Annotated in this window: 10 protein-coding genes; 5 read left to right on the forward strand and 5 right to left on the reverse strand. The window is 72.2% G+C overall.

All coding sequences use genetic code 11. The annotated features are described in order from the left end of the window. Nucleotides 1-56: 56 nt before the first annotated feature. On the reverse strand, nt 57-1,892 hold the full coding sequence (locus tag ACSHXC_RS29550; protein WP_438294480.1) for an endonuclease/exonuclease/phosphatase family protein: 1,836 nt from the start codon (nt 1,890-1,892) through the stop codon (nt 57-59). 332 nt (nt 1,893-2,224) lie between these two features. On the opposite strand from ACSHXC_RS29550, the gene ACSHXC_RS29555 reads away from it, so the two are divergent. Together ACSHXC_RS29555 and ACSHXC_RS29560 are read left to right on the forward strand one after the other, a co-directional pair. Beyond that, nucleotides 2,225-3,691, forward strand: a complete 1,467-nt coding sequence (locus ACSHXC_RS29555; protein WP_438294481.1) for a hypothetical protein — start codon at nt 2,225-2,227, stop codon at nt 3,689-3,691. Nucleotides 3,692-4,012: 321 nt separating this feature from the next. Beyond that, the gene (locus ACSHXC_RS29560; RefSeq protein WP_438294482.1) at nt 4,013-5,590 is read left to right on the forward strand and encodes a TROVE domain-containing protein; all 1,578 of its coding nucleotides are present in this window, start codon (nt 4,013-4,015) and stop codon (nt 5,588-5,590) included. 64 nt (nt 5,591-5,654) lie between these two features. Here the strand turns inward: ACSHXC_RS29560 and ACSHXC_RS29565 are convergent, their stop codons facing one another. From ACSHXC_RS29565 to ACSHXC_RS29580, 4 genes are all read right to left on the reverse strand, one after another. Then, nucleotides 5,655-6,422, reverse strand: a complete 768-nt coding sequence (locus tag ACSHXC_RS29565; RefSeq protein WP_438294483.1) for an SDR family NAD(P)-dependent oxidoreductase — start codon at nt 6,420-6,422, stop codon at nt 5,655-5,657. Between the two features lie 90 nt (nt 6,423-6,512). Continuing rightward, entirely contained in the window at nt 6,513-7,733 is a 1,221-nt protein-coding gene (locus ACSHXC_RS29570; protein ID WP_438294484.1) for a beta-ketoacyl-[acyl-carrier-protein] synthase family protein, read from the reverse strand. Between the two features lie 195 nt (nt 7,734-7,928). Beyond that, on the reverse strand, nt 7,929-9,131 hold the full coding sequence (locus tag ACSHXC_RS29575; RefSeq protein WP_438294485.1) for a TerD family protein: 1,203 nt from the start codon (nt 9,129-9,131) through the stop codon (nt 7,929-7,931). Between the two features lie 84 nt (nt 9,132-9,215). Continuing rightward, complete coding sequence (locus tag ACSHXC_RS29580) at nt 9,216-10,028, reverse strand: NAD-dependent epimerase/dehydratase family protein (protein WP_438294486.1); 813 nt, start codon at nt 10,026-10,028, stop codon at nt 9,216-9,218. Nucleotides 10,029-10,290: 262 nt separating this feature from the next. Here ACSHXC_RS29580 and ACSHXC_RS29585 point away from each other — a divergent pair, with 262 nt between their 5' ends. The 3 genes from ACSHXC_RS29585 to ACSHXC_RS29595 all read left to right on the forward strand — a co-directional run bounded on the left by ACSHXC_RS29585 (nt 10,291) and on the right by ACSHXC_RS29595 (nt 13,713). Continuing rightward, nucleotides 10,291-11,259: a 5-dehydro-4-deoxyglucarate dehydratase gene (locus tag ACSHXC_RS29585; RefSeq protein ID WP_438294487.1), complete on the forward strand. Its 969-nt coding sequence runs from the start codon at nt 10,291-10,293 to the stop codon at nt 11,257-11,259. Continuing rightward, nucleotides 11,256-12,395: a hypothetical protein gene (locus ACSHXC_RS29590; RefSeq protein WP_438294488.1), complete on the forward strand. Its 1,140-nt coding sequence runs from the start codon at nt 11,256-11,258 to the stop codon at nt 12,393-12,395. Before ACSHXC_RS29585 ends, ACSHXC_RS29590 begins: the two co-directional genes overlap by 4 nt. A 529-nt stretch (nt 12,396-12,924) precedes the next feature. Next, a complete protein-coding gene (locus ACSHXC_RS29595; protein ID WP_438294489.1) occupies nt 12,925-13,713 on the forward strand; it encodes an HAD family acid phosphatase in 789 nt (262 codons plus the stop codon). Nucleotides 13,714-13,722: the final 9 nt, after the last annotated feature.

Raw genomic sequence — 13,722 nt, forward strand, 5'->3', positions numbered from 1 at the left:
AGTGAGCCGGGGCCGGCCGGGGTGACGTACCGCCTCCCCGGCCGGCCCGGCGGCCGCTACGGGTGGAAGCGGATGATCTGAGGGTCGTGGTCGCTGGTCTGGTTCGCGAACTCCGCGTTGATGTGCACGCTGTCGTAGTCGAAGCCCCGGATGGCGGGGCTGGTCAGGACCTGGTCCAGGACCTGGGTGTTGCCCTGGTAGACGTAGGAGTAACGCTCCTTCTTCGGCAGCGTCCGGTAGGCCGAGCGCAGCGCGCCGCCGTCCTCCAGGGCCTTGGTCGTGCCCGAGAAGTCGAAGTCGTTGAAGTCGCCGATCGCCAGGACGTCCGCGTGCTTGTCGGCCGCGAGCAGCTGCTTCACGAAGGCGTTGACGGCGCGGGCCTGCTGGAGCCGCTTGGCCTCCGAGGAACGCGGCACCGGCTGGTGCTGCGACACCAGGCTCTCGTCGCCGCCCTTCGACGCGAAGTGGTTCGCGATCACGAACACCGTCTTGCCCTTGAAGACGAACTCGCCTGCCAGCGGCTTGCGGCTGTCCGTCCACGCCGGGTTGGCCGGGTCGATCCGGCCGGGGGACAGGGTGAGCGCCGGGTGGCCCTTGGTGCCGGTGACGCCGACGGCGGTCTTGTAGTCGCCGCCGGGACGGTCGGTGAAGGAGATCCGCGCCGGGTTGAAGAGGAAGCCCTGGCGGATGTTGCCGCCGGGCTCGCCGCCGTCCTTGTTGTTCTCGGGGTCGATCGAGCGCCACTGGTAGGCGGGGCCGCCCGCCGCGACGATCGCGTCCGTGAACTTCTTCACGGTCGCCGAGGCGTCCACCGTGCCGTCGTTCTTCGCGCCGTTGTCGTCCTGGATCTCCTCCAGGGCCACGATGTCCGGCGAGGCCAGGTGGGTGACGACGCCCTGCGCCAGCGCGTCGAACTTCGACTGCGGGTCGCCCGGGTCCAGGTTCTCCACGTTGTACGTGGCCACCGCCAGCTCGCCCGTGCGCTGCTTGCGGGTGACCTCGCGCTTGAGACCGTTGTCCTTGACCGTGCCGAGCGTGCGCGCGGTGATGGTGTAGCCGCCGAACTGGCTGAAGTCCAGGGGGCCTTCGGTGGTCCCGGTCAGGGTGTCGCCCACGTTCGCGGTGGGGAAGGCCTGCTGTGCGGTCGGGATCAGGCTCTGGATCTGGAGGCAGCCGGTGTTCTGGTCGTTGTACGAGGAGTAGAGCGAGCCGCCGCGGGCGGTCCGGTTCTCCTGCGGCTTCACCGTGACCCACAGCTCGGAGTGCGGGTCGGTGGCGCCGACCACCCGCGAGGTGCCGATGCGGACGTTCATGCCCTCCAGGGACTCGTAGTAGTCCGTGGCGTACTTCTTCGGCTGGAGGGTCAGGCCGTTGACGCTGTTGCCGGCCGCCGGGTCGCCGTTCGGCGTGTAGCGGTCGGGCACCGAACGGGCCGTGATGACGACCGGCGCGGGCACGGCGTTGCCCGAGGAGACGACCGTGACGGTCGGCTTGGAGAGCTGGGTCAGCGACTGGTTGCCCGAGGCGAGGCCGCCGGGCACGTACTCGGTGACAGTGGCGGAGACGTCCACGGCGTCGCCCACCGCGACGGTCGGGTTCGAGCCGGTGAAGACGAAGATGCCCTCGCTGGTGGCGGGGTTCTTGTCGGGCGCCGTGTCCTGGAACCAGAAGCCCTTGGAGGAGCCGTAGGCGCGTACGCCGGTGACGACGCCGGTCACGCCCGTGACCTGCTGGCCCGCGAGCGGGGATATCCGGGTGGTGCCCTGGATGTCATGGATCTTCGCCTGCACGGGGGCGGCGGGGGCCGCCTGCGAGGTGGCGGCGCAGACCAGGCCGGCGGCGAGTGCGGTGGCGACCACGGCGGACACGGCGGCGGTTCTGGGAACGGGCATTCAGGTGCTCCGGAGGTGATGAGGGAAGGAGATGAGAGAGAAGGCGCGTGCGGCGGTGCGGTTCTACGCGCGTCAATCTCTTGTCTGGGGTGGGGAGTTGTCAAGAGTTCTCGGGTGGATCAAAACCGACGGGTACATGAACCCCCGGGGACGGGGTGCGGCTGCCGCCGGCGGCGCGCCGGGGCGGAGCCGGGAGCGGCGGGGGCGGGCGCCGGGTGCGCACCACCGGCGCAGCGAAACCCGGCGAAATGCGTCTACGCTGGTGCCGCTCAACCATCGCTGACCCAGCGCGACCAGAGCGCCCAGACCGTACGGCCGAGGAGTACCCCCAGATGTCCGGAGACCGCCCCACCCTGCCGCCGGTACGGCTGAACTCCGAGGCGGAGCTGGCCCGGGACGCGTTGTCCGCCCCGCTGCTCGCCCGCGCCGTGCGGCTCGCCCGCTGGGCCGGGCCCGACACCCGGGTCGGCGCGGGCGGCGAACTCGTCGAGGAGCAGCTGCCCGCGGCCGCCGCCGAACTCGGCCTGGGCGACGACCAGGACGGCCCGGCGTACGCGAGCGAGGCCTGGCGGGTCGCGGTCGACACCGGCCTCGTCGACATCGAGGACGCCCCCGAGACGCCGAACTCCGCGGGCGAGGAGGACGAGGACGCCGAGGGCACCGCCTCCGCCGGCGACAACCTCTCCGTGCTCACCTCAGGCTCGCCGCACGACGTGCTCGCCGTCTGGCTCGACGCCTTCGACGTGGTCTTCGCGGATGCGACCGCACCGATGATCGACGACTTCGCCGACCTGGTCGGCGAGAACGGCGAGATCGACTTCGACCGCCTCGAATGGGACCCCGAGGAGGAGGCCGACTTCCTGGAGGGCGTCCTCGGCAACCTGTACCTGCTCACCGTCAGCGAGGGCGGCACCCCCGAAGGGCCGGTGCCGCTGCCCGCGCTCGCCGCCTCGATGATCGTCCCCGACGACATGGGCGAGCCCACCGACGACATCCTGGAGCAGGTCTCCGACGCGATGATGCGCCTCGACGACCAGTTCCGGCTCCTGGAGCCGATCGGCCTGGTCGAGTACGAGCCCGTCGACGAGGCCCTGATGGCCGAGGTCGGCGACGAGCCCGCCCCGCCGGTCGACGACGAGGACGTCTCCCGCTACGGAATGGTCCGCCTCACCCCGCTCGGCCTGTACGGCGTGCGCGCCCGGATGCTGGAGGCCGGCGTGGACGCCCCGGCCGTCGGCGACCTGGCCGACAAGGGCGCCGATGCGCTGCTCGACGGCATCGCCTTCTTCCCGGAGCTCTCGGCCCGCGCCGAGACCGAGCAGTGGCTCGCACGGCGCGAACCGGCCCAAGCGGCAGGGGAGTTGCTCGCCGCGGCCCGGGGCGGCGACGAGGGCGGCCCGCTGCGCCGGCTGCACTGCCAGCAGGCACTCGCCCTGACCGGCGCCTTGGCCGAACCCGCCGTGCGCGAGGTGCTGCCCGACCCCGAACTGGGCGGCCTCGCCAGGGTCTGGCTCGCCGAGCGCGGCGCCCCCGACGTGCCGCCGCCGTCCGAGGCGATGATCTTCTGGCTGGCCATCGACACCATCGCCGCGCAGCTCGCGGTGGAGGGCGACCTGGAGGAGCTCCAGGAACTCGTGGAGGGCCTGGTCGGCCAGCACAGCGGGTTCTTCGACGCGGCCTGGCGGGTGGAGCACTCCGCGACCGCCGACGTCCTGGAGGCGATGGGCCGCCTCCACCCGGACAAGTCCACGGCGAAGGAGGCCCGCAAGGCGGCCTTCAAGGCCCGCTCCCGCGCCTGACGCCTCATCACACTCCGATCGCCCGGGGGCCGCACGGCCTCCGGGCGGTCGGAGTGTCCGACACTCCGCCACTTCTCCAACTGCGTCTGACGGGCGGCCAGTTGAAGCCCTGAGCTCCTGCCGGGCCACGTACCCCCGCGAAAATACTTGGCGCGCCGTCCGGCCTCCCGCCTAAGGTCGAACTCGTCCGGATGCGCAGGCGGGACCTGCTTCCGAGGCACCCACACTCATCAGTTCGTGCACCTCCCGGTGCGCAGGCCACGGCTACTTCCTCCAACAAAATCCGCCGTCGCCGAATTCGATCTCGGGAGGCCATTCACCATGGCTCGGTTCAACCTGCGCGCCACCAAGGCGCGTACCACGTCGCCCGTGGCGTCCACCGGCGCCATCGCTCTCACCCACGAGGGTGCCCCCGGCCACCTGCGGGACGCCCGGTCCGAGCTCTTCCTGCTCGCGGTCGCCAACTTCGTCTCCCAGCAGACCTTCTACGAGACCGGCGAGGCCCGCGACGGCCGGTTCGCGGCGCTCGTGCGCCGGCTCGCCGTCGAGGACCCCGAGTGGACCGCGGGCCTGCTCGGCTGGCTGCGCGGCGAGGGCGGGATGCGTACCGCCTCGGTCGTCGGCGCCGCCGAGTACGTCAAGGCGCGCCTCGACGCGGGCGCCGCGGGAGGCCCGTCGAACCGGCAGGTCGTCGCCTCGGTGCTGCTCCGCCCGGACGAGCCCGGCGAACTGCTCGGTTACTGGACCTCGATGTACGGCCGGAACGTGCCCAAGCCCGTGAAGCGCGGGATCGCCGATGCCGTACGCCGCCTCTACAGCGGGAAGTCGCTGCTCAAGTACGACACCGCGTCCAAGGGGTACCGCTTCGGCGACATCCTCAACCTGGTGCACGCGGCGCCCGACCCGGCCAAGCCCTGGCAGGGCGAGCTGTTCCGGTACGCGCTCGACCGCCGCCACCACCCCGACACCGCGGTGCCGCCGGCCGGCGACCGGGTGCTGAGCGCGCACCGCGAGCTGATGGAGCTGCCGGTCCAGGAGCGCCGGGCGGTCGTGCTCGCGCCGGACGGCGCCGAGCGGCTTGCCGGGGCGGGCCTGACCTGGGAGGCGCTCGCGGGCTGGCTGCAGGGGCCGATGGACAAGGAGGCCTGGGAGGCGGTCATCCCGTCGATGGGCCCGATGGCCCTGGTCCGCAACCTGCGCAACTTCGACGAGGCGGGCGTCTCGGACGAGGTGGCAGCCTCGGTCGCCGCGAAGATATCGGACCCCGAAGTCGTCGCGAAGTCCCGGCAGTTCCCGTTCCGCTACCTGGCCGCGTACCAGCACGCGCCGTCGCTGCGCTGGTCGTATCCGCTGGAGAAGGCGCTTGGCCACTCGCTGGCCAACGTGCCCGCGCTCGGCGGGCGCACCCTGATCCTGGTCGACCGTTCGGGCTCGATGTGGTCGCCGCTCTCGGACCGCTCCCGGCTCAACCGGGCGGACGCGGCCGCTATCTTCGGTACGGCGCTCGCGCTGCGGGCCGCCGACGCCGACCTCGTGGAGTTCGGCACCGACAGCGCGCGGGTGAAGTACAGGGCGGGGGAGTCCGTCCTGAAGATCCTGGAGCGCTTCGGCGACCTGGGCGGCACCAACACCGCCGAGGCGGTCCGGAAGCACTACCGCCGCCACGACCGGGTGCTGATCGTGACGGACGAGCAGGCCTCGTACCACTACGGCGGCGACCCGACGGCGCTGGTCCCGGCGGACGTGCCGGTCTACACCTGGAACCTCGCGGGGTACCGGGTGGGGCACGGCCCGTCCGGTACGGACAACCGCCATGTGTTCGCGGGCCTGACGGACGCGGCGTTCCGCATGGTGCCGCTGCACGAAGCGGGCCGCTCGGCCGACTGGCCGTGGCTGTAAGGCTGATGCCGGTGTCCCCCTGATCTGTTGACCAGGGGGCACCGGGCTGCATGCGGCCCCAGGCTCAAGTCCGCAGGTGTGACGCCCCGTTGAGGTCGAGCACCGCGCCCGAGGACCACTGGGCGAGCGGCGAGGCGAGCCAGCGCACCGCCTCCGCGATCTCCTCGGCACAGGCGACCCGTCCGAACGGCGACTGCGCCCGGATCGCCTCGCCCTCCGCCCCGCTCAGCCGCCCCGCGACGCGCTCCGTCTCGAAGAACCCGGGCGCGACCGAGGCGACCCCGATTCCGTACGGGGCCAGCGACACCGCGAGCGACTGGCCGAGCGCGTGCACCGCCGCCTTGGTCGCCCCGTAGGCGGGGTGGTCGGGTTCGCCGCGGAAGGCGCCGCGCGAGCCGATGTTCACGATCCGCCCGCCGGTGCCCTGCTCGATCATCCGGGACGCCGCGAGATGGCTGAGGTTGGCGGTGGCGAGGAGGTTCACGCTCACGTGCCGCTGCCACAGCTCGGCCCACTCCTCGTACGGGGTCTCGGCGAGCGGATGGCGGAGGTTCACGGCCGCGTTGTTCACCAGGACGTCGATGCCGCCGAGCGCGTCGGCCGCGGCATCGGCGACGCGCCGCGCCCCGGCGGGGTCGGTGAGATCGCCGCCGACCAGCGCGTGCCCCGACCCCTTCAGCGAGTCGAGGGTCTCGCGGGCCTCCTCCTCCCGGGACCCGAAGTGCACGGCCACGCGGTCACCCTGGGCCGCGAACGCCTGGGCGACGGCGCGGCCGAGTCCGCGGGAGGCCCCGCTGACGAGTACGCGGCGGTCGGTGGCCGGCAGATTCATGAACTCTCCCCGGGTCGAAGGCGGTTGCCCTGCCGTTTATACGCGGCGGCCGCTTGCCGGCGTCCCGCAGGGGCCCCGCCGGCCGGGAGGTCAGGAGGCCCGGCCGAGCACCAGGCTCACGTTGTGCCCGCCGAACCCGAAGGAGTTGGCGAGCGCCGCGTCCCAGGAGCCCGTACGGCTCTCGCCCGCGACCACGTCGAGCGTCACCGCCGGGTCGAGGTTGTCCAGGTTGCGGGTCGCGGGCACGGTGCCGTCGCGCAGCGCGAGCAGCGCCGCGATCGCTCCCACCGCGCCGGAGGCGCCCAGCATGTGGCCGGTCATCGACTTGGTGGCAGTGACCACCGGGTGCGTGCCGATGGCCTTGGCCACCGCCTCCGCCTCCGCGAGGTCGCCCGACGGGGTGGAGGTGGCGTGGGCGTGCACCACGCCGATGTCGGCGGGGCTCAACCGGGCGTCCCGCAGCGCCGATTCGATCGCCCGGACCTGACCGGCCACGTCCGAGGCCGTGATGTGGTCCGCGCTGGACGTGACGGCCGCCCCGGCCACCGACCCGTACACCCGCGCTCCCCGGGCCCGCGCGAACTCGGCCCGCTCCAGAACGACTATCCCCGCGCCCTCGCCCATCACGAAGCCGCTGCGGTCCCTGTCGAACGGCCGGGACACCGACGCCGGATCCGCGTCCTCGGTCGACAGCGCCTTCATCTGCGCGAACGCGGCGATCGTGAACGGGTGCAGACAGGCCTCGGTGCCGCCGGCCACCACCACATCGGCCCGCCCCGCGCGGATCAGATCCAGGCCCATCGCGATCGCTTCGGCGCCCGACGCACAGGCGCTCACCGGCGTGCGGGCGCCGCCCTGCGCGCCGAGTTCCATGGACACCCAGGCGGCGGGCCCGTTCGGCATGAGCATCGGCACGGCGTACGGGGAGAGCTTCCGGGCCCCGCTCTGCTCGAACGTGTCGTCCTGGCCCAGGGTGGTCAGTACGCCCCCGGTGCCGGTGCCGATCACCACGGCGAGCCGCTCCGGTGCGACCTCGGGGGTGCCCGCGTCCTGCCAGGCCTCACGGGAGCTGATCATCGCGAGTTGTTCACAACGGTCAAGCTTGCGCGCCTCGACCCGGGCGAGCAGCGAGAAGGGGTCCACGGACAGCGCGGCGGCCACCCGCACCGGCAGGCCGTCCGCCCACTCCTCCTCGATCAGTCCCGCGCCGGACGTACCGGCCAGCATCCCGGCCCAGGTGGTCGCGGTGTCGGCGCCGAGCGGAGTGATCGCGCCGAGCCCGGTGACGAGTACTTCTCCAAGATCGCTCATGCTCCGACTCTGCCAGGGGAGGTGGCTTCGCGCGAATGGTAGGGAGGCAGCGATTTGTCCCAGGAGTGTTGTGGGGTTCCAACAGGGGCGGTCGCAGGAGCGGGCGGGGGTGGCCCGGGTGGGCCAGGGGTGGTCGCATGCGTGAGGGCGGCGAGGCCCGTGGCCCCGCCGCCCTCACCTGGCGATCGTGGCGCGCTACAGCACCTCGGCCCCGGGCTTCACCATGCCGCGGGCGGTACGGGACTTCACGAACGAGCCGAGCGCGGTCATCTCCCACTCCCCGGAGAACTGCTTGATCAATTTGGCCATCATGACGCCGGTCTGCGGCTCCGCGCCGGTCAGGTCGAAGCGCACCAGCTCCTCGCCGCTCGCCGCGTCGATCAGGCGGCAGTACGCCTTGGCGACCTCGGTGAACTTCTGGCCGGAGAAGGAGTTGACGGTGAAGACCAGGCCGGTGGCCTCGGCGGGGATGCGGCCGAGGTCGACCACGATCACCTCGTCGTCGCCCGCGCCCTCGCCCGTCAGGTTGTCGCCGGAGTGCTTGATCGCGCCGTTCAGGATGGAGAGCTTGCCGAAGTAGCAACTGTCCAGATGGTTGCGCTGCGGGCCGTACGCGATCACCGACGCGTCCAGGTCGATGTCCTTGCCGCGGAACGCGGGCTCCCAGCCGAGGCCCATCTTGACCTGGGAGAGCAGCGGGCGGCCGCCCTTGACCAGGGAGACCGTCTGGTTCTTCTGGAGGCTGACCCGGCCCTTGTCCAGGTTGATCTTCCCGCTGCTCGCGGGCGCGGCGGCGGGCACGGCCGGTGCCGCGGGGGCCGCCGGGGCCGGGGCGGCGAGACGCGGATCGACCGGCGGGGCGGACGGCATCGGGGGTGCGGCGGGCGGTGCCGCGGGCTCCTCGACCGAGACGCCGAAGTCCGTGGCGATCCCGGCCAGGCCGTTGGCGTACCCCTGGCCCACCGCGCGGGCCTTCCAGGCGCCGCCGCGCAGGTAGATCTCCATGACCACCAGGGCTGTCTCGGTGCCGAGCCGGGGCGGGGTGAAGGTGGCGATCACGCCGCCGTCGTCCCCGTTGCGCAACGTGGCCGTAGGCTCGATGCCCTGGAAGGTCTGGCCCGCCGCGTCCGGACTCGCGGTCACCACGATCTTCTCGATGCCGGGCGGCACGGCAGCGGTGTCCACGACGATCGCGTCGGGCGCGGTGCCGCCGCCGGAGCGGTGGGTGACACCGGGGCCCTGCGGCTGGTTGTAGAAGACGAAGTCGTCGTCCGAGCGCACCTTGCCGTCGGCGGTGAGCAGCAGGCCCGAGACGTCGAGCCGCACGGGGGCGGCGACGTCCACCGTCACGCGGGTGGTCGGGAGCGGAAGGTTCGAGCCGGGGGTCATTGCGGTCATGTCCCGGAAACGAGCGGCGCCGCTTTACGGTTCCTTGAACCTCGCCCGAATGTCGGCGCCGCGTTCTCCCCGCTCCAGGGGGTGTCAGTGCGGCCAGATCGGCGGGTCGGTGGTGAAGTGGCCGCCGAGGCAGGCGTGCTCGGGCAGAACCGGGTCGAGCTCGCCCTCCTCGGCGACGAGCTTCTCCGCGTACTGCTCGGAGTCGTCCCGCGGCTCGTAACCGAGCGCCCGCGCCGACGAAAGGTCCCACCACAGGCGGGTGTTGGCGGACGATCCGTACACCACGCTGTGCCCGACCCGCTCGGCCGTGAGCGCGGCGTGGAAGAGCCGGGCCCCGTCGCCGGGGCTCATCCAGATCGACAGCATCCGTACGGAGGTGGGCTCCGGGAAGCAGGAGCCGATGCGGACCGAGACGGTCTCCAGGCCGTGCTTGTCCCAGTAGAACTGCGCGAGGTCCTCGCCGAAGGCCTTGGAAAGCCCGTAGAAGGTGTCGGGCCGGTGCGCGGTGGCGACCGGAATCAGCGGGTCGCCCGAGCCCTGCGGGCGGGGCGTGAAGCCGACCGCGTGGTTGGAGGAGGCGAATACGATCCGCCGTACGCCCTCCTGGCGCGCGGCCTCGTAGAGGTTGTACGTGCCCTCGATGTTGGCCTTGAGGATCTTGTCGAAGGAGGCTTCGAGGGAGATCCCCGCGAGGTGCAGGACCGCGTCGGCCCCGCGCACCGCCTCGCGCAGCGCGTCCCCGTCGGCGAGGTCGGCGGTGATCGCGTCCGGCGCGCCGGGGACCGGCAGTATGTCCAGGAGCCGCAGCTCGTACCCGTACGCCGGGAGCAGCCCGCGCATCAGGGTGCCGAGCCCGCCGGCGGCGCCGGTGAGCAGGACGGTGCGGGGACGGGGCATGGGCTCTCCTCGGGGTGCGGGGCCGTTCATGGGGGCTGCGGATGGACGGGTTTGCTGCATCCATGGACATGATTCACATGCGTGGACACGCTAGGGAGCGCGGTCGAAGGTCGTCAAGTAGACCGCGAAGGTGTCGAATCCGCCCGCGCGTCAAGGTCGTTCACCTTGACCGCCGCCTGGGGGCGGGCTTAGCGTGGCTGCGTTCAGAAATATAGACGTCAGTCAGAATTGTGCACGACGGTCCTTGTTCAGGGAGCAGCCCGTGACCTCAGCCCCGCTCGCCGCCCGCCTCACTCACGTCAGCGGACCGCTGTTCTTCCCCGTGACCGCGTACGGGCCCGACGGCGGCCTCGACCTCGACATCTTCCGCGTGCACGTGCGCAACGGGATCGAGGCGGGTGCCGCCGCCGTCTTCGCCTGCTGCGGCACGGGGGAGTTCCACGCCCTGACCCCGCGGGAGTTCCGGGCCTGCGTCGCCGCGGCCGTCGAGGAGAGCGCGGGCCGCGTCCCGGTGGTCGCGGGCACCGGATACGGCACGGCCCTCGCCGTCGAGTACGCCCGCCTCGCCGAGGAGGCCGGCGCCGACGGGCTGCTCGCGATGCCGCCCTACCTCGTCGTCGCCGACCAGGCGGGCCTGCTGCGCCACTACACCGAACTGGCCGCGGCGACCTCCCTGGACGTCATCGTCTACCAGCGCGACAACGCGGTCCTCACCCCCGAAACGGCCGTGGCGCTGGCCCGCGTCGACGGCATCATCGGCTTCAAGGACGGCCTGGGCGACCTCGACCTGATGCAGCGGATCGTGAGCGCCGTACGCTCGGCGGGCCTGGACCCGCTGTACTTCAACGGCCTGCCCACCGCCGAACTGACCTGCCTCGCCTACCGCGGCATCGGCATCACCCTGTACTCCTCCGCCGTGTTCTGCTTCGCCCCCGACATCGCGCTGGCCTTCTGCCGGGCCCTCGAATCCGGCGACGACGCCCTGGCCAACCGCCTCCTGGACGGCTTCTTCGTGCCGCTCGTCGAACTGCGCAACCAGGGGCGCGGGTACGCCGTGTCGCTGGTCAAGGCTGGGGTGCGGCTGAGCGGCCTGGAGGTGGGCGAGGTCCGGCCCCCGCTGAGCGAGCCGGACGCGGACCACGTCAAGCAGCTGGCCGCGCTGATCGAGCGGGGACGGGGGCTGCTGGCTCCGGGGGAGGGCGGGGCCGGTGCGTCCGGGGCGTCCGCGTGAAGGCGTCCGCGTTCCTCTATCCGTGGGACGTCCTCGGTGACCCGGACGCCCCCGCCCGTATCGCGGACCTCGGCCTACGCCAGGTGACGCTGGCCTCCGCCTACCACTCGACCCGCGCCCTGACCCCGCGCCACCCGCGGCATCGCATCGTCACGGCCGAGCATGCGGCGGTGCTGTACCCGCCGGACGAACTGTACTGGCGGGGGCGGGAGTTGATGCCGTACGCGGCCGGCTCCTGGGCGCCGGGCGACGCGTACGGCGAAGCCGCCGCGTCGTTGGCGGCGGCCGGTCTCGACGTCCACTCCTGGGTGGTGCTCGCGCACAACTCCCGGCTGGGCGCGGAGCACCCCGAGACGTCGGTGGTCAACGCGTACGGCGACCGCTACCCCTGGGCTCCCTGCATCGCCCAGCCCGGAGTCCGCGCCTATCTCGTCGCCCTGGCGGCGGAGGCGGCGGCGCGCCCCGGGGCCGGCGGCACAGAGCTCGAATCCTGCGGCTGGTACGGCCTCCCGCATCTGCACGCTCACGACAAGATCGCGGGCGTGGCGCTGGACGACATCGCGGAGTATCTGATGTCGCTCTGCTTCTGCGCGTCGTGCGAGCGGGGGTACGGCGAAGTCGGCCTGGATGCCGGTGAGTTGAGGGTCCGGGCACGGGAGGCGCTGGAGCCGGTGTGGCGGGGCGGGCCGGTGGGGGCATCCGGCGCCGAACTACTCGCGGGCACGCTGGAGTTCCGTACGCGCGTTGCACGGGAGCTGCAGGAGGCGGCCGTCGCGGCGGTACGGGAGCGGGGCGGGCCGGGGTTCCAGGTGCTGCTGCACGCGGATCCGCGGCCGGAGCGGTGCGGGGCCAACGCGGGGGTCGACCCCGGGCACGTTCTCGGCGTGGCCGACGGGGTGGTGGTGCCCTGCGCGGGCGGGCCGGACCTTCTCGCGCCGTTTGCCGCGCAGGGCTCTTCGGGGGTGCTCGCGGCGAACCTCACGGTGGTGTCGGGGATGGGGGGCCGCCCAGAGGCGCTGGCGGAGGACGCGGCTCGGGCGGCGGCGCTCGGCGCGACCGAACTCCGCCTCTACCATGCGGGGTTGGCGTCGGGGGCGGACCTTGAGGCGGTGCGGAAGGCGGGGGTGCTGGGGTAGGCGCCTGCGGCGAGATCCCCCCACCCCGCCCCTTCCCGAGACCCTCCGGGGGTTGGAAGGGTGAAGCCGGTTTCCTGGGGCTCCGCCCCAGACCCCGTTCGCGCCTAAAGGGCGCTCGTCCTCAAACGCCGGACAGGCTGAAGATGCCGGTGCGGGCCAGGGTCAACCCAGCTAGGGGCGCGGGGAACTGCGCGACCAGCCACACACAACCCGCACCCGAACCACCGACATACCTCCGGAGGGTCTCGGGAAGGGGCGGGGCGGGGCCTCCCGGGGTCTGGGGCGGAGCCCCAGGAGCCGACCACCGGGCCGCAGCCCGACGGACACCCCCGGAGGCCACGCCGCGGAGCCGCAGAGTGTCACAGCGGGAACGGGCGGGGTGCGGCCCACCGGGGTCTGGGGCGGGGCCCCGGCGCATTCAGTCGGGGCGGCACCCGCCCCGCGGCCCTACCCCCGGTAGGACACAGTGCGGCAAAGATTTCCGCATTTCCCCTGGCGGGACGCCATGTGATGCGCGTAGACAATCCCCATGCGCACTCTCACCAAAGCCGCAGCCACCGCCGCCGCGTTCGCCGTCACCGGCGTCGCCTTCTACGGCGTCGGCGCGGCCTCCGCCGACAACGCCGCGCCGAAGTCGGATCGCGAGATCCCGAACATCACCAAGGTCGAAGACAAGATCAACGCGTACTACGGCGGTACCGCCGACGCCTCCGGGAAGTTCCAGGCGTCGCCCAAGAGCAACTACGCCAAGCAGGTTGCCGACATCGAGGCCCGTGCCAAGCGGCAGATCAAGCACGCCGCCGAGCACCCCGGGCGGGACGGCCGCAAGCCCGCCATCGTGCTCGATGTCGACGACACGACGCTGCTGACGTACGACTACGAGAAGAAGAACGGCTTCGCCTACAGCGCCGCCGCCTTCGACGCCTATGTGCAGAGCGCGCAGTCGATCGCCGTGTTCGGCATGCCGGACCTGGTCAACTACGCGGCCAAGAGCGGCGTCACCGTCTTCTTCCTCACCGGGCGCGACGCCTCCCAGCGCAACGCCAGTGCCGCCAACCTCACCAAGGCCGGCTACAACGTGCCGGTCGACGCCGCGCACTTCTTCCTCAAGGACAAGGCCAACCCGCCGGCCTACCTGAGCTGCGGAAAGCCCACCTGGACCTGCTCGACCGTCGACTACAAGGCCGGCACCCGCAAGCACATCGAGTCGCTCGGCTACAACATCGTGGCCAACCTCGGCGACCAGTACACCGACCTCTCGGGCGGCTACGCCGACAACACGTACAAGATCCCGAACCCGATGTACTTCCTGCCGTAGCCGGTAATC

Source organism: Streptomyces sp. HUAS TT7 (genome assembly GCF_051550175.1).
GTDB lineage: Bacteria > Actinomycetota > Actinomycetes > Streptomycetales > Streptomycetaceae > Streptomyces.